The organism is Pseudomonas sp. 15A4 (assembly GCF_016925575.1).
Taxonomy (GTDB): domain Bacteria; phylum Pseudomonadota; class Gammaproteobacteria; order Pseudomonadales; family Pseudomonadaceae; genus Aquipseudomonas.
On record NZ_CP068986.1, the window covers coordinates 4,452,288 to 4,476,925 of the forward strand.

Sequence of the window (24,638 nt, forward strand, 5' to 3'; positions counted from 1 at the left end):
GCGAGGGCTGGAAAATAGCATTTACAGTTGGCACGCTGACATTTCAACAGTGCAGGACGTACCTTTCTTAACGATTGCCCACCTGATCCTGACGCGGGCATTGGGCAATGATTTTTACTGCCGTTATCAAACCGCCAACAACCGATCCCGCAGCTTGCCGATCCCGTCGGGCATCTGTGCCGCGGCTTCGAACTCCAGATCACGGGCCAGTTGGGGCGACTTGGGCTCCACTCCCATAACTGCGAGGAAGCCAGACTTCAGAGGCGGACCTCGCAGTTGGCAAGCGTCGAAGGGAAGAATCGGTGGTGGGAATCAGGGCAAAACGTCAGGCTGGCGGGACGATGAGCTAGAGCATCCTGAGTTTGGCGCAGGACCTCATGTCAACGCTTGGAACAATGAAAAGGCATTTTCGACAACTTGCGTTTGGATTACTGAAAAATGGAAAAAATTGTTCTTTTATCCGACTCCGACGACGAAAAAGCGCGCGAAACAGGTAGCCCATCATATTGGTACACCGTAGTTCACGATAATGCCAATTCAATTGATCTGACAAAGAAAAATCCATGGAACATGGATGAGTCAATTTATGAAAAACGATGCTACCTTATGGACGACTGTATCATCTCGATCCGACCAGCCCGGTTCGAAGACAGGATCAGCAAACAACAGGACCACAACAAAGGGTTTTATTTCTTGGAGATAGCAAACCAAGAGAGCTCTCAAATTTTCACATCCAGAAGCGTCTATACATGGGAAAATTTGCTTGAGCTAATCGGACATTTCAAAGGACTTTCTTTTACCGCTGCCACTCGCGTCTGGAAAGTAAAAAAGCTGTGACCCATCAAATTACTATTCTTGTGACCTATGGCGGTGTGCTTGAGTTAGCGGTTAAGTAGCCATCACGGCCCTGGCGATATAATTAAGCCCGGGACCACAAGGCGACAATTAGAGCAGGCTACCCAACAGGAATGACACGCTGAAAGATAACGAGAGTATCGAAATTCCCGGCTCCGAGGCGATAGAGGCACTTAGTGAAATCGAATACATATTGATTTCCCTGAAGAAAATCGCGAGTTACTACTATGAGCGTGTCGACTCCCCTCCAACCGACACCACACCTGTTGAATATGCGCTGGAGACGACTCGATTCATTGATGAAAATGAAGTAACTCGTCGCTTGGCCAAGACAAGAAAAATCATCTCTTCAAAATTCAATCATGAGCTTGGCGATGACGATATGGATGATGTCGAAAGAGCATTCGAAAGCATCGTGTACTGGGAAAAACCAGGTGACTAGTAGCGCCGCAAGAACGATTCATAACTATTTGCTCAGTAGCTGTCCAACCTAAGTAATTCTTTGACGTGATGTCATGGCAGCTGTTGGTTCTTTGCAACAGGCTTGAGGTGCAGAAACCCACTTAAATGCAAGATCGAAAAAGATTAGGGACAGGTAATATGCCCAGCACTCAAGGACATTACAACTTTCAGGGACCTAAAATGATTTTTTTAGATTACATCAATAACAGCTTTTTCTTAAAGAGGATATTCCCCGAAGGACTGGTCGGAATCATCCTTATCGGTCAAGTACGATTTGATGTCGAAGGCAGATTCTCTATCAATCTACACACCATGCAGAAACCCTCAATCGAAATAGCTAAATGGGGGATTCATGGCCAAGATTATGATGTGATCGTGATTAAACTCTTTGGCAGCAACGCTACTGACGTATCTATAAAGAACTGGCGAAACATTTCTTACGCCCATTTTTTCGTAACCCAGGAGGATGGTAGATTAAATTTAAGAGCAAGCGAACGAGATTGGGCTTTTAGCGCCGTTGTTGAAACGCGAACACGAACAAAACGGGCAACGGCTCGGCGAAACGCGCTTCACTTGAGACGGGCTGCGCCTGCTGCTGCAACAGCGCAACGAACCTGTCAGCCTGTACGTCTACGCCGACAGCATCCACGCACCCCGTCAGACGCACATGCCCCTTTAACGATCCTGGTGACAGACCATGAATTTTCAGCAACTCACCCGCCTCGCCCAAGTCAGCAGCCCGTTGGGGCCCGACGTGTTGCTGCTCAAACACATGAGCGGCGGCGATGAGCTGGGGCGTATGTTCGATTACGAATTGCAGCTGACATCGAACGACGCGGCCATTGACCTGAACCAGTTGCTGGGCAAGCCCATGAGCCTGTCGCTGCAGCTGATTGACGGCAACGAGCGCTATTTCCACGGGCTGGTTGCGCGGTGCAGCCAGAACGTCGATGCCGGTCAGTTCGCCAGTTATCAGGTCACGCTGCGGCCTTGGCTGTGGTTGCTGACGCGCACCTCTGACTGCAAGATTTTCCAGCACCAGAGCATTCCGCAGATCATCAAACAGGTGTTCCGCGACCTGGGCTTCTCCGACTTTGAAGACGCCCTCAGCCGCCCCTATCGCGAGTGGGAATACTGCGTTCAGTACCGGGAAACCAGCTTCGACTTTGTCAGCCGCTTGATGGAACAGGAAGGAATTTACTATTTCTTCCGTCATGAAAAAGACCGTCACGTATTGGTCCTGGCTGACGCTTATGGCGCGCATCAACCGGCGCCTGGCTATGAGTCTGTTCCCTACTACCCACCGGACGGTCAGCACCGCGAGCGCGATCACCTCAATGACTGGCGGCTGGCGCAGGAAGTCCAGCCGGGCTCTCTGGAGCTCAACGATTACGACTTCCAGCGCCCCGGCGCTCGCATCGATGTGCGCTCGGCCATGCCACGACCTCATGCGGCAGGCGATTATCCGCTGTATGACTACCCCGGCACGTACGTGCAAAGCGAGGACGGCGAGCACTACGCCCGCACGCGCATCGAGGCGATTCAAAGCCTGCACGAACGCGTCGAGTTCAGCGGCAATACACGCGGACTGGGATCGGGGCATCTTTTCAGCATGACCGGCTTCAGCCGCCCGGACCAAAACCGCGAATACCTGATCGTTGCCGCCAGCTACATGATCAGCCAGGAAAGTCTGGAAACCGGCACCAGCGGCGCAGGCCTGCAGTACGAAAGCGCGATGTCGTGCATCAGCGCGCAACAGAGCTTCCGGCCACTGCCCAAGACCGTGCGCCCCATCGTCAAAGGGCCGCAGACCGCACGGGTGGTCGGCCCCAGCGGCGAAGAAATCTGGACCGACCAGTTTGGCCGGGTGAAGGTGCATTTCTACTGGGACCGTCACGACCAGTCCAACGAAAACAGCTCGTGCTGGATTCGTGTATCGCAAGCCTGGGCGGGGAAGAACTGGGGCTCGGTGCAAATCCCGCGCATCGGTCAGGAAGTCATTGTCAGCTTCCTCGAGGGCGACCCCGACCGCCCGATCATCACCGGCCGCGTTTACAACGCAGAACAAACTGTGCCTTACGACCTACCCGCCAATGCCACGCAAAGCGGGATGAAAAGCCGGTCAAGCAAGGGCGGCACGCCTGCGAACTTCAACGAAATCCGCATGGAGGACAAAAGAGGGAGTGAGCAGCTGTACATCCACGCCGAGCGTAATCAGGACATCGTCGTCGAAGTGGACGAAAGCCACTCGGTGGGGCACGACCGGAACAAGAGCATCGGCAACACCGAGACGGTGACGATTGGGCTCGACCGACTGCGCGCCGTGCAGCACGACGATGTTTTGCTGGTGGGTTCGAGCAAGACCGACAGCATTAGCCGCAGCTACCTGATCGAGGTCGGCGAAAACCTGCGTCTGGTCTGCGGCAAGAGCGTGCTTGAGCTCAATGCCAGCGGGCAGATCAACCTCACTGGCGTGCAGTTCAACTTCAACACCGAGGGCAGCGCCGAGATCAACACGGGCGGCCATCTGCACCTGAACATCGGCGGCGGGCCGGGTGCCACGCCTGACGGCCAAGGCGAAAAAGGCAGTATCGACGCAGCCGTCAAAGCCATGTTCCCCGAGCCGAAATCCGGCCAGTAAACACCTTATTCGAGAGAAATCGCCGTCATGCAGTACCGCATCAACGAATTCCAGTTCGCCCTGCCGGATAGCGCGTTGCAGGACGCCTCGATCAACATCCTCAAGTTTCCCGCGCTGGGCACTTCGCTGATCGTCAGCCGCAGTTTTCTGGCGCAAGACGAAACCCTGCACAGCAACTTCGACGCCCAGCTCAAGCGCCTGGAACAGCAGGTAAAAGAGCTGCGTTATCAGCCAGCGCTAGCCATTCGAGTCGGCGCCGCGCAGGACATCGAGGCGCTTGAGCTGCGCAGCCAGTTCAGCAAAGGCGAGGAGATGGTGTTCCAGTATCAGCTGGCGTTGGTGCTGCCCGGCACGCGCAAGATGCTCGCCCTCAGCTATGTAAAGGCGCAGCCGCTGGGCGAGTCCGAAGCAGGGCATTGGGCGCCGATCAAACAGTCACTGCAGTTCGACAGCATTTAGCGGGTTTTCAAGTGCTCTTCATGAGTGCGTTGAATGTCTGACGCACTCATGGCCGCCCAGCTGGATGATGCCCTTCCCCCTCCTGCCAAGATTTTTGGCAGCAGTGGGTGTCTCAAGCGCACTCAGCATTTGTAGGAGCGCGCTTGACCGCGAAGAGGGTGTATCAGCCTGCATCTGGATAACTGATCCACCGCACTTGCCAGCCAGCGGGCGCCTGAAAAGTGCCTTGCGACAGACGATGATCGTGCATCAAACCGCCAACAACCGCTCCCGCAGCTTGCCAATCTCATCACGCATCTGTGCCGCCGCCTCGAACTCCAGGTCACGGGCCAATTGGTACATCTTCTCTTCCAATTGACGAATGCGCTTGGTGATTTCGCTCGGCGAGCGCAGTTCGGCTTCGTACTTGGCGTTCTCCTCGGCAGCTTTGGCCATGCCCTTGCGCTTCTTGCTGCGCGAGCCGGGCACGGTGGCGCCTTCCATGATGTCGGCGACGTCCTTGATCACGCTTTTCGGCGTGATGCCGTTGGCCAGGTTGAACGCGATCTGCTTCTCGCGACGACGGTCGGTTTCTTCGATCGCGCGTTCCATGGAGCCGGTGATGCGGTCGGCGTACAGAATCGCCCGGCCGTTGAGGTTACGCGCGGCGCGGCCAATGGTCTGGATCAGCGAACGCTCGGAACGCAGGAAGCCTTCCTTGTCGGCATCGAGAATCGCCACCAGCGACACTTCCGGCATATCCAGACCTTCGCGGAGCAGGTTAATCCCCACCAGCACGTCAAAAGTGCCCAGGCGCAGATCGCGGATGATCTCGACACGCTCGACAGTGTCGATGTCCGAGTGGAGGTAACGCACCCGCACGCCGTGGTCGGCCAGGTAATCGGTAAGGTCTTCGGACATGCGCTTGGTCAGCGTGGTCACCAGCACCCGCTCCTCGATCGCCACGCGCTTGTGAATCTCGGAGAGCAAGTCGTCGACCTGGGTCAGCGCCGGACGGATCTCGATCTGCGGGTCAACCAGACCGGTCGGTCGCACCACCTGCTCGACGATCCGCCCCGCGTGCTCGGCCTCATAGTTACCCGGCGTCGCTGAGACGAAAATGGTCTGCGGGCTGACGTTTTCCCACTCATCGAAACGCATCGGCCGGTTGTCCAGCGCCGACGGCAGGCGGAAACCGTATTCCACCAGCGTCTCCTTGCGCGAACGGTCGCCCTTATACATGGCGCCGACCTGGGGCACGCTGACGTGGGATTCATCAATCACCAGCAGCGCGTCAGCCGGCAGGTAGTCGTACAGCGTCGGCGGCGGCGCGCCGGACGGACGCCCGGACAGATAACGCGAGTAGTTTTCGATGCCGTTGCAATAACCCAGTTCGAGGATCATCTCCAGGTCGAAACGGGTGCGCTGCTCCAGACGTTGTGCTTCCACCAGCTTGTTGGCGCCGCGCAGGTATTCCAGGCGCTCGTTCAGCTCGGCCTTGATGCCTTCCATTGCCTCCAGGAGGGTTTCCCGCGGGGTCACGTAGTGGCTCTTCGGATAGAAGGTGAAGCGCGGCAGTTTGCGAATGACCTCGCCGGTCAGCGGGTCGAACGCCGAAAGGCTCTCGACTTCGTCATCGAAAAGCTCGATGCGGATGGCTTCCAGGTCCGATTCAGCCGGGAAGATGTCAATCACGTCGCCACGGACACGGAAGGTCGCCCGGGCAAAATCCATGTCGTTGCGGGTGTATTGCAGGTCGGCCAGCCGGCGCAGCAAGGCGCGCTGATCGAGCTTGTCGCCGCGGTCCACGTGCAAAACCATGCGCAGGTAGGTTTCCGGACTGCCCAGACCGTAGATGCACGACACCGTGGTGACGATGATCGAGTCTTTGCGCTCCAGCAACGCTTTGGTCGCGGACAGGCGCATCTGTTCGATGTGGTCGTTGATCGACGCATCCTTCTCGATGAAGGTGTCCGATGACGGCACGTAGGCTTCGGGCTGGTAGTAGTCGTAGTAGGAAACGAAATATTCGACCGAGTTGTTCGGGAAAAACGCCTTGAACTCGCCGTACAGCTGCGCGGCCAGGGTTTTGTTCGGCGCCAGCACCAAGGTCGGGCGCTGCACTTGCTGAATGACGTTGGCGATGCTGAAGGTTTTGCCCGAACCGGTTACACCGAGCAGGGTCTGGTGCGACAGGCCGGCGTCGATGCCTTCAACCAACTGACGAATCGCCTCCGGTTGATCGCCGGCCGGCTCAAAACGGGTAACGAGCTGAAACTCGGACATAAGGTACCTCTGGAGGGGCCACTGCCAGATAAATCCTGCAGCAACGCAATTGAGCACGGACGGCTGATCCCGTCAGGGAAAAGACGTACATAAAAGAAGTGATGGGACTACAAGTGGAGTCGACGGCGCCACCTTTCAAGCCACCCTCCCGAGATTAGTCCGCGGCACTGGACTAACGGTCGAAAAATTTCGCCAAAAAGCGGGAAAAACCTGCTCCGGCCTGTCGCCCGCACTGGCCCGTGTCTTTATACTAGCTCCCCGTTTGTGCACCGCTCTAGTGCAATCGGCTGGAGCGACGCGACCCATTCACTCCCCAACTCAGAGCCCCCGCACAATGAGCCTGTTCTCCGCTGTCGAAATGGCACCACGCGATCCTATCCTGGGCCTCAACGAAGCATTCAACGCCGATACCCGTACGACCAAGGTCAATCTGGGTGTCGGTGTTTACAGCAACGAAGAAGGGAAAATTCCGCTGCTGCGCGCCGTTGTCGAAGCGGAAGAAAACCGGGTGGCCCAACACCTGCCCCGCGGCTACCTGCCCATCGACGGCATTGCCTCTTATGACAAGGCCGTGCAAGCCCTGCTGTTCGGCGCCGAGTCGCCGCTGCTGGCGTCGGGCCGGGTGATGACGGTTCAGGCGGTCGGCGGTACGGGCGCTCTGAAGATCGGCGCTGACTTCCTCAAGCAGCTTTCTCCCGACGCCGTTGTGGCGATCAGCGACCCAAGCTGGGAAAACCACCGCGCGCTGTTCGAAACCGCCGGTTTCCCGGTGCAGAACTATCGCTACTACGACGCCGCCACCCATGACGTGAACCGCACGGGCATGCTGGAAGATCTGCAGAACCTGCCGTCCGGCTCGATCGTCGTGCTGCACGCCTGCTGCCACAACCCGACCGGCGTTGACCTGACCCTGGAAGACTGGAAGAAGGTCCTTGAGGTGCTGAAGGCCAAGGGTCATGTGCCGTTTCTGGACATGGCGTATCAGGGCTTCGGTGACGGCATTGACGAGGACGCGGCGGCGGTGCGTCTGTTTGCCGACAGCGGCCTGACGTTCTTTGCCTCGAGTTCGTTTTCGAAGTCGTTTTCGCTGTACGGCGAGCGGGTCGGCGCGCTGTCGATCGTGACGGATTCGAAGGAGGAGACGGCGCGGGTGTTGTCTCAGGTGAAGCGTGTGATCCGCACGAACTATTCGAACCCGCCGACCCACGGCGCGTCGATTGTGGCGGCGGTGTTGAGCAGCCCTGAGTTGCGTGCGAAGTGGGAAGAGGAGCTGGGCGAGATGCGCCTGCGGATTCGTGGGATGCGTGAGGAGATGACCCAGCGTCTGGCGAATAATGCGGCGGGGCAGGATTTCAGTTTTGTCGCGCGGCAGCGGGGATGTTTTCGTATTCGGGTCTGACGACGGCGCAGGTTCATCGGTTGCGCAATGAGTTCGGGATTTATGCGCTGGATACCGGGCGGATTTGTGTGGCGGCGTTGAACCAGGGGAATATTGGGGCGGTTACTGAGGCGATCTTGGCGGTTATCTAAACCGCTGAACATTTAAGATCAAGAGCGTCTACCTAAGGGCAGACGTTTCGCCTTCGGCGACTTACTTTTGAAAAGCACCAAAAGTAAGCAAAAGTGCCTGCTCTCGGTTGGGCCCGACTTCGTCGGGTTCCTTCACTCCGGTCTCGCTCCGTGGGCCCGCCGCCATCCGCCATCCATGGCGGGGGCGGCTCTCGCGGCATCCATGCCGCTCGGCCCACGGAGCGAGACCTGCGTTCAGCCTGCACCAAAGTCGCGTTTGGTGTTGTCTGGACTTTTTGTGGTTGAAGATCAACAGCACATCGGAAGCACATCAAAGGCTTCCCGGCTGAAGCCAGTCCTACGGACTGCCGCCGGTCCCACTGACTGTATGCGGCGTTTTAGTAGGACCGGCTTTAGCCGGGAAGAGGCCGGTGTGGGCGCTCGAAATTGTTGCTGACCGGACACCCTCCTGTGGGATCGAGCTTGCTCGCGAATGCTGTTGTCGTAGCTGATCGATCCCCCGCCGCGCTGCCAGTTAGCACTTTGATCGAACCCTTGCCCTTAGTTGCCCTCGATATCTGTAAGTCCTGCGAACGGGATATGACAGAAGAGGTGCATATGGCTACCCAGAACAATGATCAAACCGTCAACCGCAACGATCCGGCGATTAATCCAGAGACGCCGGACAGTAGCCTGGCGCAGAACGATGCGTTGAAGAACCAGAGCGGGTCGCAAAGCCAGTCCGAGGACGGCGTGCAGAGTCAGGAGAACAATGGCAACCTGACGGGCGAGAACAGTTTCACACCTGATTTTGAGCCCGAAGAGCATGAGTCGCCGGACACGACCAAAGAGGAACGGCAGACCGGCGAGCTGGATAAAGACATTGATACAGCGGGGGTTGAGGTCGGATACCCGATCAGAGTTCTGCTCTGATCATGGGGTCCGACTTTCATGAGTATCTGTGGGAGTGAGCTTGCTCACGAAGAGGTCGGTACAGCCGCTGAATCTCTTTGGGTTTAGCCTAAGTCTTCGCGAGCAGGCTCGCTCCCACAGGGATTTCAGCGTTATCCATTTTTGCAGCTTCGCACTTGAAGGCGGCACCCGGCGCTCACTCTCGCGGATCTGTCATTGCATAGCCCCTTAACAAAACGGCACCATCGCGCTTTCGTCTGCGCCTGCAGACCCGCCTGAAGTTCATCCCCGGAGCGTTGTCGATAATGGTCCAGCCCGCCACTCAGGATGCGCCGCGCGTCGGCAATAAACTCACCCCTCGCGAGTTTCGCGGCATGGCGGCGATTTTGATGTCGATCGCCCTCGCCACCCTCGACACCGCCATCGCCAACACTGCCCTCCCCGCCATCGCTGCCGATCTGCACGCCTCGCCCGCCGCATCAGTGTGGATCATCAACGCCTACCAGCTCGCTGCCGTCGCCACGCTGCTGCCGTTCGCGGCGCTGGGTGGTGTGCTTGGCCATCGCAAGGTGTATCTGGGCGGGCTGATTCTGTTTGTGGTGTCGTCGGCGTTGTGTGCACTCGCCTGGTCGTTGCCCACGCTGACTGTTGCTCGCGTGCTGCAGGGCATCGGCGCCAGCGCGATCATGAGCGTCAACGCCGCGCTGATCGGCTCGATCTTCCCCCATGAACGGCTCGGGCGCGGGCTGGGCATGAACGCGCTGGTGGTCGGCACATCGTTCTCCATCGGCCCGACCGTCGCGTCGCTGGTGTTGTCGGTGGCGAGTTGGCCGTGGCTGTTTGCGATCAACCTGCCCATCGGCCTGTTCGCGCTGGTGTTCGCCTGGAATTCGCTGCCCGCGACGCGCCTCGGCACGCTGACCTTCGACCGCGTCACCGCCGTGCTCAACGTGATCACCTTCGGCGCCCTGATCTTCGCCCTGAGTCAGGCGGCGCAGCTGGGTTCGATGGCCAGCGTGCTGATCGCGCTGGCGATCTTTCTGGTGGGGGCGCGCTGATGCTCAAGCGCGAGGTCGGGCACCCTGCGCCGATGTTCCCCCTGGATCTGCTGAAGCGGCCGATGTTTGCGTTGTCGGCGCTGACGGCGTTCTGTTCGTTCGCCACCCAGGGTCTGGCGTTCGTGTCGCTGCCGTTCTTTTTGAAAGCACCCTGGGCCGCGACCCGATCCAGACCGGATTTCTGATGACGCCGTGGTCGGTGGTGGTGGCGATGATCGCGCCGTTTGCCGGGCGCATGTCTGACCGCTATCCACCGGGGCTGCTGGGCGGGATCGGCCTGGCGATGCTGTGCCTGGGGATGATTTCTCTGGCGAGCATGCCGGCTGACGCCAGCGTAATGTCGATCATCGCGCGAATGATGCTGTGCGGTATCGGCTTCGGGTTCTTCCAGGCGCCGAATCAGAAAGCGCTGATGACCAGCGCGCCAAAGGAACGCTCCAGCGGCGCCAGCGGCACGATTGCGACCGCTCGCCTGATCGGTCAGGCCACGGGTGCGGCGTTGGTAGCCTTGAGTTTCGGCATTTCCAGCACCCACGGCCCGGTGCTGGCGTTGAGCATCGGCGCGGGCTTCGCAGCGGTGGGCAGTGTGGCGAGCGGCTTGCGGTTGGTGACGAAGAATACGGCCAATCCGCGGGTGTGAAATGCAGGCGGTCTGCCCTTTGTAGGAGTGAGCTTGCTCGCGATTGCGGCGTGTCAGTTGCACGTGAGTTGACTGACACACCGTGATCGCGAGCAAGCTCACCCTACAGGATGACCGGCAGTCTTCCCATGGCAGCGGCAAGCCGGGGCAGGATCAGGCAATCATCGCGTAGGACTGGGTCATCGGTTTTGGGCGAAGGGTTCCTACCATGGGGGCCTGCCATCAACGGCTTAGGCCTCATGAGGAAACGCGCAATGAGCAAAACCAAAACCCTGTTCATCACCGGTGTCAGCAGCGGGTTCGGCCAGGCGTTGGCGCAACAGGCGCTGGCCGCGGGTCACACCGTGATTGGCACGCTACGCAATGAAAACGCCGTTCAGACATTCGAAGCCCAGGCACCCGGCCGCGCCCACGGCGTGCTGCTGGACGTCACCGACTTCGACGCCATCGACCGCGTGGTGGCCGAGGCCGACACCGCGTTCGGACCCATCGATGTGCTGGTGAACAATGCCGGTTATGGCCACGAGGGCATTGTGGAGGAGTCGCCGCTCGATGAGCTGCGTCGTCAGTTCGACGTCAATGTGTTCGGCGCGGTCGCGATCATCAAGGCCTTCGTGCCGCTGTTCCGCCAGCGTCGAAACGGGCACATCCTCAACGTGACCTCCATGGGCGGCTTCATTACGATGCCGGGCATCGCGTATTACCACGGCAGCAAGTTTGCGCTGGAAGGCATTTCCGAGTCGCTGAGCAAGGAGCTGAAGCCGTTCGACGTGTTTGTCACGGCCGTGGCGCCGGGCTCGTTCCGCACTGATTGGGCGGGCCGTTCGATGCAACGGACTGCACGACAGATCGCCGATTACGACGCCAGCTTCGACCCGATCCGCAAGGCCCGCGAAGAACGCAGCGGCAAACAGCCGGGCGATCCGGTCAAGGCGGCAGATGCGATGCTCAAACTGATCGACAGCCCTAACCCGCCAGCGCATTTGTTGCTCGGCAGCGATGCGTTAAAGCTGGTGCGGGAAAAGCTGGCGCAGCTGGAGGCCGAGTTTGCGGAATGGGAAGAGGTGTCGCGCTCGACGGATGGGTGAGGCTTCGCTGGCAGTTCGGAAAATGTAGTTGATGTGTGGGATGCAGGCCACGATGCGGCCCCTGTGGGAGTGAGCTTGCTCACGAAAGCGCCGGTCCAGCCACTGCATATTTAGCGGCTGGAAGTCAGCATTCGCGAGCAAGCTCGCTCCCACAGGTTCTCCGTCATCAGTCTCATTTGCAGTGTCCAGACAAGGTCGCTAAAGGTTGGGCGGCAGCCGGGAAAATGTGGGGCTGATTGGAAAGCTACACCCCGCCCCGGCTGAAGATCCGGATGACTTCATCCAGATGCCCCGCCATCGCCTGCTTCGCGGCTTCTGCATCCCGGTTTTGCAGGGCGTCGAGGATCAGGCGGTGTTCGTGCTCGGAGCGGAACGGCATGTCGTCGGAGGTGTAGTGCGCCTGTAGCCGCTGGAACATGCTGCCGTACTGATGCCCGAGCAGGTGCTTGATCATCAGCGCGTAGGCCGGATTGCCCGAGGCTTGGGCAATCCGGATGTGGAACAGGCGGTCACCCGGATGGGTGTGGGAATGCTCGCGGTTGTCCCGCGCATTGCGTTCGAAGGCCTCCCGGATCGCTTCGAGCTCTTCATCGCTGGCGTGATGCGCGGCGAGCGCCGCCGCTTCCGGTTCAATCAGCCGTCTTGCCTGGAGCAAGGCAAAGGGCGGGATTTCCGCGCTGAAATCCACTTCAATGCCAAGCTCGGGGTCGACGTCCTTCCACTGGTCCCGGGTGACCTGGGTCATCACCGGTTCATCGGACAGCTTTTGCCCCGGCGGTTCGCAGACCAGCACGCCATTACCGACGCGCACATCCACCAGCCCGATCACCTCCAGCGCGATCATCGCCTCGCGCACCGACGCCCTGCTCACCCCCAGCATCTTCGCCAGTTCACGTTCGGCCGGCAGGCGGCTGCCCGGTGGAAATTCACCGCTGTCGATCAGCGCGCGGAGCTGATCGGCGATCTGGCGATAAAGTCTCTGGTTATCAATTACTTGGATTGGCATCGGAAATCGGCTCGGAAAATTACAGCGCACTGGATCGAAAAATGACCTTGTTGCGGTCCATGACAAGTGCTAAAAACAGGACCAATGGCCTGACCATTGGAGCACTGAAGTGAGCGGAGCATAGCAAACCCCACGAGGGTTCGCGTGCATCGAATCCAGCTCATCGCGCGGCCCCGGTTAGATCAACAGACCCCACAGCCGGGTCGTCTCAACAATAAAAACAAGGGATCAACATGGACCTCACCGGTAAGCGAGTGCTCATCACGGCCGCCGCCCAGGGCATCGGCCAAGCCAGCGTCGAGGCTTATCTGAAGGCCGGCGCGGAAGTCTTTGCCGTCGACATCAACGGCGCAGCGCTGGATCACCTTCAAGGCGTGCATAAGCGTGTCCTCGACGTCACCGATCACGCTGCCATCGAACGGCTGGCCGCCGACGTGGGCGCGCTGGACGTGCTGTTCAACTGCGCGGGCGTGGTACACAGCGGCAACATCCTCGAATGCTCCGACGACGATTGGCGCTTCGCTTTCGACCTCAACGTCACGGCGATGTACAAGATGATCCGCGCGTTTCTGCCGGCGATGCTGGGCAATGGCGGCGGCTCGATCATCAACATGTCGTCGGTCGCCTCGGCCATCAAAGGCGTGCCCAACCGCTTCGCCTACTGCGCCAGCAAGGCCGCCGTGATCGGCATCACCCGTTCGGTCGCGGCCGACTTCGTCGGGCAGAACATCCGCTGCAACTGCATCTGCCCCGGCACCGTTGAATCCCCTTCCCTGCGTCAGCGGGTGGCCGATCAAGCGGCGCGCGAGGGGCGCGAAGAGGCGGAAGTCTACGCGGCGTTCGAAGCACGCCAGCCCATGGGGCGCCTGGGCACGCCCGAGGAAATCGCCCAACTGGCGCTGTACCTGGGCTCGTCCGCCAGCGGTTTTACCACTGGCACCGCGCAGATCATCGACGGCGGCTGGAGCAACTGAGCCCGCCGCCAATCCCGCTTGTTGGTTACACCGAATTCTGATCACTCAATCCTGATTTTTACCTGCAGAGGACACCCCATGAAATTGCTGCGTTACGGCGAACCCGGTCAAGAGCGCCCTGGCCTGCTGGACAGCAACGGCCGCATTCGCGATCTGACCGATCTGATTGGCGACCTGTCGGGCACCGCCCTGAGCCCGGAAAGCATCGCGCACTTGCAGTCCCAGGACGTCAACAGCCTGCCGCTGGTTGAGGGCAATCCGCGCCTGGGCCCGTGCGTGGGCAAGATCGGCAAGTTCATCTGCATCGGCCTGAACTATGCCGACCACGCGGCTGAAACCGGCGCGGATATTCCAAAAGAACCGATCATTTTCAACAAGTGGACCAGCGCCATCGTCGGTCCCAACGACAACGTGGAAATCCCGCGTAATTCGAAGAAGACCGACTGGGAAGTCGAGCTGGGCGTGGTCATCGGCAAGGGCGGTCGCTACATCGACGAGGCCGATGCGCTGGAGCACGTGGCGGGTTTTTGCGTGATCAACGACGTGTCCGAGCGTGAGTTCCAGATCGAGCGCGGCGGCACCTGGGACAAAGGCAAGGGTTGCGACACCTTCGGCCCGATCGGCCCGTGGCTGGTGACCCGCGATGAAATCGCCGATCCCCATCAGCTCAACCTGTGGCTGGAAGTCGACGGCAAGCGCTATCAGAACGGCAACACGCGCACGATGATTTTCCAGATTCCCAAACTGGTGAGCTACCTGAGCCAGTTCATGAGCCTGCAGCCGGGCGACGTGATTTCCACCGGTACGCCGCCGGGCGTGGGCCTGGGGATCAAACCGGAGCCGGTGTTCCTGCGCGCTGGCCAGACCATGCGTCTGGGCATCGAAGGCTTGGGCGAACAGCAGCAGTTGACAGTCGACGCGTGACCAATGACTTGATGAATGCCTGCGGATAGCAAGGTTGACACAGCACCTGTGGGAGCGAGCTTGCTCGCGAAGAGGCCAGTACATCCACTGAATTTCTGTGGGTAGAGATGCCGCCTTCGCGAGCAAGCTCACTCCCACAAGATCTCCATCCGCTTGAGATCATGTGGGACTTGAAAACACAGGATTTCAACTCCCTTAAGATCGCCATCCAGTTGAGATCATGGGGTGCCTGAGATCACAGGGTTTCGCCGGACTGAGATCACTGTGGTGCCAAGCTGAAAAGTTTTAACCGAATTCCCAAGCAAGCCGCGCTGCCCATAACAATGCCAAAGGGACCCGCCATGACCACCATCACCGCCTTGCGCGTTGAAGACATTCGTTTCCCCACCTCGCAATTTCTCGACGGCTCCGACGCGATGAACCCAGACCCCGATTACTCGGCGGCCTACGTCATTCTCGAAACCGATCACCCTACCCTCCAGGGCCACGGCCTGACGTTCACCATCGGGCGCGGCAATGAGATCTGTTGTGCCGCGATCAAGGCGCTGGCCGGCGTAATGATCGGCCTGAAACTGGAATGGATCGCTGAAGACATGGGCCGTTTCTGGCGCCACGTCACCAGCGACAGCCAGTTGCGCTGGATCGGCCCGGACAAGGGCGCGATTCACCTGGCGACCGGCGCCGTGGTCAATGCCACATGGGATTTGTGGGCCAAGTCCGAGGGCAAGCCGGTGTGGCAACTGGTGGCGGAAATGACCCCGGCGCAACTGGTGCGCTGCATCGATTTTCGTTACATCACCGACTGCATCACCCCGGACGAAGCCCTGACCCTGCTAACCGAGCGTGCAGAGGGCAAGGCGCAACGGCTGCAAACGCTACTGGCCGACGGTTACCCCTGCTACACCACGTCGGCGGGCTGGCTCGGCTATCCGGACGACAAGCTGCGCCGGCTGTGTCAGGAAGCGGTCGACGGCGGTTTTTCCCACATCAAACTGAAGGTCGGCCGCGATCTGCAGGACGACATTCGCCGCGTGCGCATCGCCCGCGAAGTGCTGGGGCCGGATCGCCATTTGATGATTGACGCCAATCAGGTCTGGGAGGTCGGCGAGGCCATCGACTGGGTCCGCGAGCTGGCGTTCGCCAAACCCTGGTTCATTGAAGAACCGACCAGCCCCGACGACGTCGAGGGCCATCGCACCATTCGTCTCGGCGTGCACCCGGTGAAGGTGGCGACTGGCGAGATGTGCCAGAACCGCATTGTCTTCAAGCAGCTGATCATGCGCGGGGCCATCGACGTGGTGCAGATCGACGCTTGCCGCCTCGGCGGGGTCAACGAGGTGCTGGCGGTGATGCTGATGGCCGCCAAATACCAGCTGCCGGTCTGCCCCCATGCCGGCGGCGTCGGGCTGTGCGAGTACGTGCAGCACCTGTCGATGATCGACTTTCTCTGCATCGCCGGGACCCATGAAGGTCGGGTCGTGGAGTACGTCGATCACCTGCATGAGCATTTTGAAGACCCTTGCGTGATTCGCGATGCGGCGTATCTGCCACCGGCCGCGCCGGGGTTCTCGATTCAGATGAAAGCCGCTTCGCGGGAGCACTACGCGTACAAAGGCTGAGGACCCCGCCAGAGCTTTGCCCAGGCATGAAACGGACGGAGTACAACAACAATGTCGTCCCGACACTCAAGCGTTCCGGCACCGCCCTTGCGAGTGGATGCCCATCAGCATTTCTGGACTTACACCCCGCAGGACTACCCGTGGATTGACCAGCGCCATGGCGTGTTGCAACGGGACTTTCTGCCGGACGATCTGAAGCCTCTGCTCGATCAGCACAGTATCGACGGCAGCATCGCGGTCCAGGCGCGTCACAGCCTGGATGAAACCGACGTTCTGCTGAGCCATGCCGCCAATCACCCATGGATTCTAGGCGTGGTCGGCTGGGCGGATCTGCGGGCGCACGATCTCGACGCCCAGCTGGCACGCTGGACCGACGCGGCCAAACTGGTTGGCATTCGCCACTTGATTCAGGACGAACCCGCGCCGTCGCTGTTCCTCCAGGACCCGGCCTTTGCCCGTGGCATGCGTCAGTTGCAAACCCTCGGCCTGACGTACGACGTGCTGATAAAAGACAAGGACCTGCACGCCGCCACTGACTTCTGCCAACGCCACGACCAGCATCACCTGATCCTTGATCACCTCGGCAAACCGGATCTGTCACTGGAAGACCCCATCGCCTGGGCCGATCGGCTCGCCCCGCTCGCGGCCCTGCCCCATGTCGCCTGCAAGCTGTCCGGGCTGATTACCGAAGCGGACTGGCAACGCTGGCGACCGGTGGAACTGCTGCCGTATTTCTATCTGGCGCTGGAATTGTTCGGGCCGCAGCGACTGATGTTCGGTTCCGACTGGCCGGTCTGTCAGGTCGCCGGCAGCTACAGCGACGTTCACCAGCTGTTTGAATCCGCCATCAGCACGCTCGCCGTCGATGAGCAAAACGCGCTGCGCGGCGGCACCGCCATTCGCCTCTATGGCCTGCAAGGAAACTGCCCATGAATCTGCACCTGCAAGACAAAATCATCATCGTCACCGGCGGCGGCTCGGGGATTGGCGCGGCCATCTCGCTGGGGCTGGCCGAAGAAGGCGCGATCCCGGTGATCTTCGCCAATCAGCCGCTGCCTGCCGAATTGGCCGCCGAGCTGGACAGACGCCAGCCGCAAACCCTGTTCGTGCAGGTCGAGCTCCGTGACGAGGCCGCATGTGCGGCGGCGGTGAGCCATGTGCTGGAGCGTTTCGGGCGCATCGACGGGCTGGTGAATAACGCCGGGGTCAACGACAACGTTGGGCTGGACGCCGGTCGCAGCGCGTTCATCGAGTCCCTGGAGAAGAACCTCATTCACTACTACGTCATGGCGCATTTGTGCGTTGACGCGCTGAAGGCCAGCCAGGGCGCCATCGTCAACATCGGCTCGAAAACCGCCCTCACCGGCCAGGGCGGTACCAGCGGTTACACCGCGTCGAAAGGCGCGCAACTGTCGCTGACCCGGGAGTGGGCGGCGTCACTGCTGAGTGATGGCGTGCGCGTGAATGCAGTGATCCCGGCCGAGGTCATGACCCCGCTGTACGAGCGCTGGATTGCCAGTTTCGACGACCCTGAGGCGAAGCTGGCGAAGATCGTCGGAAAGATCCCCCTCGGCCAGCGCATGACCACACCGACGGAGATCGCCGACAGCGTGCTGTTTCTGCTGTCCCCGCGCGCGTCCCACACCACCGGGCAGTGGCTGGTGGTCGACGGCGGCTACACGCATCTGGATCGGGCACTGACATGAGCGCGCTGACATGAGTACCGGCATGGCCGCGCAGCGGTTCTGTCTGGCCCTGGACCTTGCCGATGACGAGGCGTTGATTGCCGAGTATGAGCAACTGCATTGGCGCATCTGGCCGCAGATTGCCGCGCACCTGCGCAGCCAAGGCGTGCTGGACATGCAGATCTGGAGGCTGGGCACGCGGCTGTTCATGGTGATGGACACAGCGCCGGGCTTCAGTGCCGACGCGATGGAACTGGCGTCAGCGGCGAACCCCAAGGTGCAGGAATGGGAGGCATTGATGTGGCGGTTTCAGAGGCCGACGCCGTGGACCGAGCCGGGCAACAAATGGCAGCCGATGGCGCAGATTTTCAGCCTGGCGGATCAACCGCCTTGAAGCGCTCCAATTGTGGGAGCGAGCTTGCTCGCGAAGGGGCCGAAATACCTCCTAGATCTCTAGCGCCTGAAACTCCGTCTTCGTGAGCAAGCTCACTCCCACAGGTACGAGTGCAGGGCTTCGATCCCTGCACGACCGAACATCTGCTTCATCACGCTGCACGCTTGAACAACAACAAAAAAGGAGAGCGTTATGTTGACCAAACACAGCAAAGTACAGACTGGGGTGTACCGGCACGCTGAGCCGTCGGTGCGGGTGGCATTGATGCTGGTGACCAGTCTGTTTTTCCTCTGGGGCCTGTCGTACGGGCTGCTGGATGTGCTGAACAAGCATTTTCAGGAAACGCTGCACGTCAGCAAGGCCCAGTCCGGGCTGTTGCAAGCCGCGTACTTCGGCGCGTATTTCATCATCGCTCTGCCCGCCGGCTTCTTGATGGACCGCTTCGGCTACAAGGCCGGGATCCTGTTGGGCCTGTGCCTGTATGCGGCCGGTGCGTTGCTGTTCATGCCAGCGGCGAATGCGGCGAGCTTCCCGTTCTTCCTGTTTGCGCTGTTCGTCATCGCCTTAGGGTTGGGCTGCCTGGAGACCGCGGCCAATCCCTACGCGACGGTCCTGGGCGATCCGAAAGGCGCGGAGCGTCGGCTCAATCTGGCGCAGTCATTTAACGGCCTCGGCCAGTTCGTTGGGCCGCTGCTGGGGGGCGCGTTGTTCTTCGGCGGCAGCAACGCCGGCAGTGACAACAGCTCGCTGCAAACCACCTACGTGGTCATCGCGGTCATCGTTTTGCTGGTGGCCGCGCTGTTCGCCCGCACGCCGATGCCCGATCTGCGCGAGCAGGAATCGAGCATTCAACGCTACGACAACAAGACCCTCTGGCAGCACAGAGAATTCGTCGGCGGCGTGGTGACGCAGTTTTTCTACGTGGCGGCACAGGTCGGTGTGGGCGCGTTTTTCATCAATTACGTGACCGAACACTGGGCGAGCATGACCAGCCAGAGCGCCGCGTACCTGCTGTCGGTGGCGATGATCTGCTTCATGTGCGGGCGTTTTTTCAGCACCTGGCTGATGGGCCGCATCCCGGCACAGCGATTGTTGATGGTCTACGCCTGGATCAACGTTGTGCTGTGCGCGGTGGTGGTCAGCGGCGTGGAAAGCGTGTCGGTGGTGGCGCTGGTCGCGGTGTTCTTCTTCATGTCGATCATGTTCCCGACCATCTTCGCCATGGGCGTGAAAAACCTCGGCCCGCACACCAAACGCGGCAGCTCGTTCCTGATCATGGCCATCGTCGGCGGCGCGCTGATGCCGTATTTCATGGGCCTGGTGGCGGACCACTTCTCCACGGCGCTGGCGTACCTGCTTCCGCTGGGTTGTTTTGTGGTGGTGGCGTTTTATGGGCGCAGCGGGTTGCGCGGACAGGAGGCGTGATCGGGCTTTTGCGGTGTGGCGACCGATGCCTTCCCGGCTGAAGCCGGTCCCACAAATCGGGCATCCAGCTATTAATGATCGTTCCCACGCTCTGCGTGGGCACGCATCTCGCGTCGCGTCGCAGAGACGCCGGAATGTGCGTCGTTTCATCGACGCAGAGCGTCGGGCGCTGCATTACCACGCGGAGCGTGGGAACGATCAGAGATCGAGGCTCCACCCGGTGCCACTGACTGTACGCATTCCTCCCGTGGGACCGGCTTTAGCCGGGAAGAGGCCAGTGGCAGCACCCTCACTTTTGCGGTGTGAAGACCGACGTTTTCCCGGCTGAAGCCGGTCCTGCATTGGGTTCGCAGTCAGTCAGGAGAGCGGGCAGTTGGAGCAGTAGTCGAGGCCGTCGACGCGATAACGGATGCAGCACACGCGGCGTTCGCGCTTTGGTTTGTCTTGGCCGTCGGGGTTGATGTAGCGCACCGGTTGATAGAGCGGATTACGACGTCCGTCCGACAGGTGTCGGGCGTTCAGCAGCTGGTGACCGTGACGCACATCGGCGTGGGGCATTGCGTTGGCGAGCACGCCCAATAGCCATTCGAAATAGTTGCCGGCATTGCTCCACAGCACTTTCGGGGACAGGTGCACATGGCGGGCGATGGCGTCGATAAAGGGCCTGAGCTGATGTTCGAGCAACTCATCGAAACGCTCGAAAGCATCGGCCGGTGTGGGCGTCCAGCCCTGGCCTGGATCAGGCAGCTTGAAAGCGGCAGGCAGGGCATTGTCATCGAGGATCAATTGCAGATGATCGAGGTGCAGTGGCAGGCGGTGGTTGAGGATCAGCGACGCCGCCACCACCGGCGGAATCAGCTTGATGAAGTAGTGCTTGCTCCACAGCGACGCCAGTCCGCGAGGGTCGCTGGGCGGATAGGCGCTGCCGAATCGCGTGAGCACGTCGCTTAAACCGTCGCCGGTCAGAATCGTACGCAACGGCACGCCGGCGCGGGGATCGTCGGGCAGCACCAGGACGCCGCGATAGTGCTGAAAATCGGCAATGAACAAAGGCGCCAGCGCAGGAATCATGGGGCGACTCGCTGCGCTGGCGACCTGTTCACCCGCATACGATCAATAAGACCGCTGCCGCGCCAGCACCCACAACCCCTGCTCCAGCGCCGGAAACAGGCTGTTGTTGAAGTTATTCCAACGCAGTTCGAGGATGGTGTCGTACGCCGCGATGGGGGTGTCGAGCACATCGAACACCACTTCACCGGAATCGATGCCGGTGTCGACGTAATGGAAGGACGCGCCGGTCATGTTCACCAGCGGAATGTCGACCATCTCCCGCGTGGTCCAGTCGACCACTTTCTTGCCGCGGGCGCCGTACAGCGCGTCGAGGGTGGCGTACGCGCCGCGCCGCTCGTAAGGCGATTCCAGACGCGTGATGCCCGGGTGCACGTTGAAGATGCGCCGATGGAAATCAGCGCCTTCACGCACCAGTTCATCGAGGATCACCAGCAGCCCGTCGAGCACCACGATGTCTGCGCCCAGCGCGTGCAGGCGCTCGCCGAGACGTCGCTCGAAATCCGACTTGCCGGCCGGCCGCGCGCTGTCGCCCAAAGGCAAGGCGCGGTAGCTCGACGGCACGTTTTCAAGCAGGTCATCGACCTTGCGCCCCTGCACCGTCAGGCCCGGCGGGTAGAACCAGTGCGCGCCCTGCCCCGGCGCGAAACCGTAATCCTTGATGCTCTCGCGGTCCCGTGCGGACTCGGGGTTCTCGTCGTAGATGATCGCTTCCAGGGAATAGTGATCGCCGAGGGCAGTCTCATTGAGCGCCTTGACCAGGTACTCCAGTGGCGAGGTCATGTAACGCTGTTCGCCGTGGTAATCGACGTATTGACCGGCCTTGTCCGCCGCTGCGTTACGCAGTGACCAGACGTAAACAAGCTTGGTTTTCTGCATGAATATCGGACTCAGGAAAGGGTGTGCAGGGTGTTGCCGCTGACGCCTTCAGCCATGGCGACCACGACTTTTCGTTCGCCGCTGAACGGCTTGCGCGAGTGCGCCGTGAGCATGTTGTCGAGCATCAGCACATCACCGGTCTGCCACGGGAAGACCACTTCGCATTCGCTCAGCACGCCACGAATTTCCGCCAGCGCGTCGGCCTCCAGCGGGCTGCCGTCGCCGTAGTAGACGTTGCGCGGCAAGCCTTCTTCACCGACGGTGTCGAGGAGGATTTCCTGCATCTCTGCGTCCAGGTTCGACAGGTGAAACAGGTGTGCCTGATTGAACCAGACCCAGTCTTTGGTGCGCGGATGCTGAGCGACGCCTTGCACCAACTGCCGGGTGCGCAGGTCGCCGTCCTCGTTCCAGTCGCACTGGATGCCCCGAGGGCGGCAGTAATCCTCGACGTCGCTGTGGCGGTCGGTGTTGAAGACCTGCTGCCAGGTCAAGTCGAGGCCGTTGCCGTAGTTGCGCACGTACATAAGCCGCTTCTCTTCGAAGCGTTTGCGCAGGGCCGGACTGATGCGCTGGAACACGCGGCGGCTGTCGGCAATCGGCGTTTCGCCTCCGCTAACAGCGGCTTTGGCGCAGTAGAAGAAGATGCGCATGGGCCATTCGGTGGTGTAGGCCTGTTCGTTGTGCAGGGGGATCGAGCGGTGGGCCGGGTATTCGGTGGAGGTGTAGACGCCTTTGCCATCGACCTGGCTGCGCGGCGTGGAGCCGAATTCGTAGTTGAGCAACGGGTGGCCGAACGCGGCGGCAAATCGCTGGAAGCCTTCGACCCCTTCAGGGGTGAATCCGCTGAACAGGATGGCGCCGTCGCGCTCCAGGGATTGGTTGACGATGCTGCGCAGGGCGTCGATTTCGGCAGCCAGGGAACCCCGGCCTGGCCGGGCTGGACGCGCAGGGGAAAGCCGGCTTCGAGGCGCAGGCGTTCGGGGGTGAGCATGCGCATGTTCATGGGCAGTACGCTCCTGATGTGGCTGAAGGGGGTGGATTCAGGCCATCGCCTTGCGCAGGCTCAGGGGACGCATGTCGGTCCAGACGCTTTCGATGTGGTTGAGGCAGGTCTGTTTGTCGCCTTCGACGCCGACGCTTTTCCAGCCGTCCGGGATGGCTTTGTAGTCGGGCCAGATGGAGTACTGTTCTTCGTGGTTGATGACGACCCGGAACTGTGTGCTTTCGCTGTCGAAGCTCATGTGTAAACCCTCATGGTGTTGGAACGGCGCAGGTAAGCGCGCCTTACCTGAAAGACGAATAAGGGCGCGAAGTGGTTAGTCTTTTTTAAAAACCTTCAAAGCCGATCAAGGGCGGATGAGGTGCGACGCACAGGGTGAAGTGAATGTGTCCACCTAAGGGTCGGTACACACACCGAATATCGGGGTTCGAGATAAAGCATTCGCGCGCAAATCCACCGCACATTCAAGGCGCTTGCGCCGTCACGTGAGCTTTCATGCAAATCATTCCCTCATCCATTTGACGCAGCCCTCGGCTTTCACCAAGCTAGCCGCCTTCGCATGATTCTCAGGAAACACCCCGCGTGATGACCACAAGCCTGCACTGGCGCCGTTTCGTATTTTGCCTCGCTCCCCTGATCGCCCTGCTCGCCGCCTGTGACGGCGGCGCGCCGAAGACCAAGCCTTCCGAAGCGACGACCTACGTCAGCGTCGAGTGGGACAAACTGCCGGCGGTGAACGACACCGACCTGATGGCCGGCTACAACAGCTGGTTCTCGGCGTGCAAGCGTCTGGCCAAGGACCCGGTCTGGGGCGGCACCTGCGCCCTCGCCGCCCAGGTGCCGCAGAACCCGGCTGCCGTGCGCGACTTTCTCAAGAATCAACTGCAGGTCTACAGCCTGCGCTCCTCCGAGCATGGCGCCAACGGGCTGATCACCGGCTATTACGAACCGATCTACAAAGGGAGCGAGCAACGCAACGACGCACACCCGGTGGCGGTGTACGGCGTGCCCGATGACCTGATCATCGTCAACCTCGACAGCATCTATCCCGAACTCAAGGGCAAGCGCCTGCGCGGACGCCTAGATGGCCGTGTGCTGCGTCCCTACGACGATGCCGCAACCATCGGCAACAAAGGCGCCAAAGCCCCCGTACTGGCCTGGCTGGAAAACCCCATCGACCTGCAGTTCCTGCAAATCCAGGGTTCGGGTCGGGTTCAGCTGGAGAATGGCCGTCAGTTGCGCATCGCCTACGCCGATCAGAATGGCTACCCCTACAAGCCGATCGGCCGCTGGCTGGTGGAGCAAGGGCAATTGACCAAGGACGAAGTGTCGATGGGCCGCATCCGCGACTGGGCGATCGCGCACCCCGAACGCGTGAATGAACTGCTGGGCAGCAACCCGAGCTATGTGTTCTTCACCCTGCGCCCGGACAGTACCGAAGGGCCGCGCGGCTCGCTAAATGTGCCGCTGACCGCTGGCTACAGCGTGGCGATTGATCGCAAGGTCATCCCCCTCGGCAGCTTGTTGTGGCTGTCCTCGACCCGCCCCGACGGCACGCCGCTGGTGCGCCCGGTCGCGGCGCAGGACACCGGCGGCGCCATCGCCGGCGAAGTCCGCGCTGACATGTTCTGGGGCACCGGCGATGCGGCTGGCGAGCTGGCGGGCAACATGAAGCAGCAAGGCCAGATCTGGATGCTGTGGCCCAAGGGCGCCGCCCTGCCCGACGCCAAACCCAAGGACTGACCAAGCTGAACCGCCGACTGATGCGCCACCCG

20 protein-coding genes and 3 pseudogenes are annotated in these 24,638 nt (G+C 60.5%); 17 read left to right on the forward strand and 6 right to left on the reverse strand.

All coding sequences use genetic code 11. The annotated features are described in order from the left end of the window. Nucleotides 1-438: 438 nt before the first annotated feature. From JN403_RS19610 to JN403_RS19630, 5 genes are all read left to right on the forward strand, one after another. Nucleotides 439-837, forward strand: coding sequence for a hypothetical protein (locus JN403_RS19610; protein ID WP_205483924.1), 399 nt, complete (start codon nt 439-441; stop codon nt 835-837). Nucleotides 838-1,048: 211 nt separating this feature from the next. Continuing rightward, the gene (locus JN403_RS19615) at nt 1,049-1,297 is read left to right on the forward strand and encodes a hypothetical protein (protein WP_240356683.1); all 249 of its coding nucleotides are present in this window, start codon (nt 1,049-1,051) and stop codon (nt 1,295-1,297) included. 158 nt (nt 1,298-1,455) lie between these two features. Continuing rightward, complete coding sequence (locus JN403_RS19620; protein ID WP_205483926.1) at nt 1,456-2,106, forward strand: hypothetical protein; 651 nt, start codon at nt 1,456-1,458, stop codon at nt 2,104-2,106. Beyond that, nucleotides 2,015-3,958, forward strand: a complete 1,944-nt coding sequence (locus JN403_RS19625) for a type VI secretion system tip protein VgrG (protein ID WP_205483946.1) — start codon at nt 2,015-2,017, stop codon at nt 3,956-3,958. Before JN403_RS19620 ends, JN403_RS19625 begins: the two co-directional genes overlap by 92 nt. Before the next feature lie 27 nt (nt 3,959-3,985). Next, nucleotides 3,986-4,417: a DcrB-related protein gene (locus tag JN403_RS19630; protein WP_205483948.1), complete on the forward strand. Its 432-nt coding sequence runs from the start codon at nt 3,986-3,988 to the stop codon at nt 4,415-4,417. A 249-nt stretch (nt 4,418-4,666) separates the two neighbouring features. Here JN403_RS19630 and uvrB read toward each other — a convergent pair whose 3' ends face one another. Then, entirely contained in the window at nt 4,667-6,682 is a 2,016-nt protein-coding gene (gene uvrB / locus JN403_RS19635; RefSeq protein WP_205483950.1) for an excinuclease ABC subunit UvrB, read from the reverse strand. Nucleotides 6,683-7,016: 334 nt separating this feature from the next. Here uvrB and JN403_RS19640 point away from each other — a divergent pair. The 4 genes and pseudogenes from JN403_RS19640 (at nt 7,017) to JN403_RS19655 (ending at nt 11,889) form a co-directional block, all read left to right on the forward strand. Next, nucleotides 7,017-8,212: pseudogene (locus JN403_RS19640) on the forward strand (amino acid aminotransferase). 597 nt (nt 8,213-8,809) lie between these two features. Next, on the forward strand, nt 8,810-9,124 hold the full coding sequence (locus JN403_RS19645) for a hypothetical protein (protein WP_205483952.1): 315 nt from the start codon (nt 8,810-8,812) through the stop codon (nt 9,122-9,124). 353 nt (nt 9,125-9,477) lie between these two features. After that, nucleotides 9,478-10,801: pseudogene (locus JN403_RS19650) on the forward strand (MFS transporter). Between the two features lie 254 nt (nt 10,802-11,055). Next, nucleotides 11,056-11,889: an oxidoreductase gene (locus JN403_RS19655; protein WP_205483954.1), complete on the forward strand. Its 834-nt coding sequence runs from the start codon at nt 11,056-11,058 to the stop codon at nt 11,887-11,889. A 244-nt stretch (nt 11,890-12,133) separates the two neighbouring features. Here the strand turns inward: JN403_RS19655 and JN403_RS19660 are convergent, their stop codons facing one another. After that, nucleotides 12,134-12,895 carry a FadR/GntR family transcriptional regulator gene (locus tag JN403_RS19660; protein ID WP_205483957.1) on the reverse strand — a complete coding sequence of 254 codons (762 nt, stop codon included), beginning with the start codon at nt 12,893-12,895 and terminating at the stop codon, nt 12,134-12,136. A 233-nt stretch (nt 12,896-13,128) separates the two neighbouring features. Between JN403_RS19660 and JN403_RS19665 the strand changes: the two genes are divergently transcribed. The 7 genes from JN403_RS19665 (at nt 13,129) to JN403_RS19695 (ending at nt 19,916) form a co-directional block, all read left to right on the forward strand. Continuing rightward, nucleotides 13,129-13,869: an SDR family oxidoreductase gene (locus JN403_RS19665; RefSeq protein WP_205483959.1), complete on the forward strand. Its 741-nt coding sequence runs from the start codon at nt 13,129-13,131 to the stop codon at nt 13,867-13,869. 78 nt (nt 13,870-13,947) lie between these two features. Next, the gene (locus JN403_RS19670) at nt 13,948-14,793 is read left to right on the forward strand and encodes a fumarylacetoacetate hydrolase family protein (protein ID WP_205483961.1); all 846 of its coding nucleotides are present in this window, start codon (nt 13,948-13,950) and stop codon (nt 14,791-14,793) included. Nucleotides 14,794-15,134: 341 nt separating this feature from the next. Then, the gene (locus JN403_RS19675) at nt 15,135-16,412 is read left to right on the forward strand and encodes an L-fuconate dehydratase (protein ID WP_205483963.1); all 1,278 of its coding nucleotides are present in this window, start codon (nt 15,135-15,137) and stop codon (nt 16,410-16,412) included. 51 nt (nt 16,413-16,463) lie between these two features. Next, nucleotides 16,464-17,345, forward strand: coding sequence for an amidohydrolase family protein (locus JN403_RS19680; protein WP_205483965.1), 882 nt, complete (start codon nt 16,464-16,466; stop codon nt 17,343-17,345). After that, the gene (locus JN403_RS19685; RefSeq protein WP_205483967.1) at nt 17,342-18,118 is read left to right on the forward strand and encodes an SDR family oxidoreductase; all 777 of its coding nucleotides are present in this window, start codon (nt 17,342-17,344) and stop codon (nt 18,116-18,118) included. Before JN403_RS19680 ends, JN403_RS19685 begins: the two co-directional genes overlap by 4 nt. Before the next feature lie 22 nt (nt 18,119-18,140). Beyond that, on the forward strand, nt 18,141-18,491 hold the full coding sequence (locus JN403_RS19690; RefSeq protein WP_205487534.1) for an L-rhamnose mutarotase: 351 nt from the start codon (nt 18,141-18,143) through the stop codon (nt 18,489-18,491). A gap of 264 nt (nt 18,492-18,755) precedes the next feature. Next, nucleotides 18,756-19,916, forward strand: coding sequence for a sugar MFS transporter (locus JN403_RS19695; RefSeq protein WP_345945855.1), 1,161 nt, complete (start codon nt 18,756-18,758; stop codon nt 19,914-19,916). A 357-nt stretch (nt 19,917-20,273) separates the two neighbouring features. On the opposite strand, the gene fhuF is transcribed toward JN403_RS19695, so the two are convergent. From fhuF to JN403_RS19715, 4 genes and pseudogenes are all read right to left on the reverse strand, one after another. Further along, complete coding sequence (gene fhuF, locus JN403_RS19700; RefSeq protein WP_205483971.1) at nt 20,274-20,987, reverse strand: siderophore-iron reductase FhuF; 714 nt, start codon at nt 20,985-20,987, stop codon at nt 20,274-20,276. Nucleotides 20,988-21,029: 42 nt separating this feature from the next. Continuing rightward, nucleotides 21,030-21,863 carry a N(5)-hydroxyornithine transformylase PvdF gene (locus JN403_RS19705; protein WP_205483972.1) on the reverse strand — a complete coding sequence of 278 codons (834 nt, stop codon included), beginning with the start codon at nt 21,861-21,863 and terminating at the stop codon, nt 21,030-21,032. A gap of 11 nt (nt 21,864-21,874) precedes the next feature. Next, nucleotides 21,875-22,866 (reverse strand): annotated as a pseudogene (locus JN403_RS19710) (TauD/TfdA family dioxygenase). Between the two features lie 37 nt (nt 22,867-22,903). After that, on the reverse strand, nt 22,904-23,104 hold the full coding sequence (locus JN403_RS19715) for an MbtH family NRPS accessory protein (protein ID WP_122538284.1): 201 nt from the start codon (nt 23,102-23,104) through the stop codon (nt 22,904-22,906). 344 nt (nt 23,105-23,448) lie between these two features. Between JN403_RS19715 and JN403_RS19720 the strand changes: the two genes are divergently transcribed. Continuing rightward, complete coding sequence (locus JN403_RS19720; protein ID WP_205487539.1) at nt 23,449-24,606, forward strand: MltA domain-containing protein; 1,158 nt, start codon at nt 23,449-23,451, stop codon at nt 24,604-24,606. The last annotated feature ends 32 nt before the right edge of the window (nt 24,607-24,638 follow it).

What these genes read in the sequence shown, in the direction of transcription:
- JN403_RS19610 (WP_205483924.1), top strand. Translation starts at nt 439, where the DNA reads ATGGAAAAAATTGTTCTTTTATCCGACTCCGACGACGAAAAAGCGCGC.
- JN403_RS19620 (WP_205483926.1), top strand. Translation starts at nt 1,456, where the DNA reads ATGCCCAGCACTCAAGGACATTACAACTTTCAGGGACCTAAAATGATT.
- JN403_RS19625 (WP_205483946.1), top strand. Translation starts at nt 2,015, where the DNA reads ATGAATTTTCAGCAACTCACCCGCCTCGCCCAAGTCAGCAGCCCGTTG.
- JN403_RS19630 (WP_205483948.1), top strand. Translation starts at nt 3,986, where the DNA reads ATGCAGTACCGCATCAACGAATTCCAGTTCGCCCTGCCGGATAGCGCG.
- uvrB (WP_205483950.1), bottom strand. Translation starts at nt 6,682, where the DNA reads ATGTCCGAGTTTCAGCTCGTTACCCGTTTTGAGCCGGCCGGCGATCAA.
- JN403_RS19645 (WP_205483952.1), top strand. Translation starts at nt 8,810, where the DNA reads ATGGCTACCCAGAACAATGATCAAACCGTCAACCGCAACGATCCGGCG.
- JN403_RS19655 (WP_205483954.1), top strand. Translation starts at nt 11,056, where the DNA reads ATGAGCAAAACCAAAACCCTGTTCATCACCGGTGTCAGCAGCGGGTTC.
- JN403_RS19660 (WP_205483957.1), bottom strand. Translation starts at nt 12,895, where the DNA reads ATGCCAATCCAAGTAATTGATAACCAGAGACTTTATCGCCAGATCGCC.
- JN403_RS19665 (WP_205483959.1), top strand. Translation starts at nt 13,129, where the DNA reads ATGGACCTCACCGGTAAGCGAGTGCTCATCACGGCCGCCGCCCAGGGC.
- JN403_RS19670 (WP_205483961.1), top strand. Translation starts at nt 13,948, where the DNA reads ATGAAATTGCTGCGTTACGGCGAACCCGGTCAAGAGCGCCCTGGCCTG.
- JN403_RS19675 (WP_205483963.1), top strand. Translation starts at nt 15,135, where the DNA reads ATGACCACCATCACCGCCTTGCGCGTTGAAGACATTCGTTTCCCCACC.
- JN403_RS19680 (WP_205483965.1), top strand. Translation starts at nt 16,464, where the DNA reads ATGTCGTCCCGACACTCAAGCGTTCCGGCACCGCCCTTGCGAGTGGAT.
- JN403_RS19685 (WP_205483967.1), top strand. Translation starts at nt 17,342, where the DNA reads ATGAATCTGCACCTGCAAGACAAAATCATCATCGTCACCGGCGGCGGC.
- JN403_RS19690 (WP_205487534.1), top strand. Translation starts at nt 18,141, where the DNA reads ATGGCCGCGCAGCGGTTCTGTCTGGCCCTGGACCTTGCCGATGACGAG.
- JN403_RS19695 (WP_345945855.1), top strand. Translation starts at nt 18,756, where the DNA reads ATGCTGGTGACCAGTCTGTTTTTCCTCTGGGGCCTGTCGTACGGGCTG.
- fhuF (WP_205483971.1), bottom strand. Translation starts at nt 20,987, where the DNA reads ATGATTCCTGCGCTGGCGCCTTTGTTCATTGCCGATTTTCAGCACTAT.
- JN403_RS19705 (WP_205483972.1), bottom strand. Translation starts at nt 21,863, where the DNA reads ATGCAGAAAACCAAGCTTGTTTACGTCTGGTCACTGCGTAACGCAGCG.
- JN403_RS19715 (WP_122538284.1), bottom strand. Translation starts at nt 23,104, where the DNA reads ATGAGCTTCGACAGCGAAAGCACACAGTTCCGGGTCGTCATCAACCAC.
- JN403_RS19720 (WP_205487539.1), top strand. Translation starts at nt 23,449, where the DNA reads ATGACCACAAGCCTGCACTGGCGCCGTTTCGTATTTTGCCTCGCTCCC.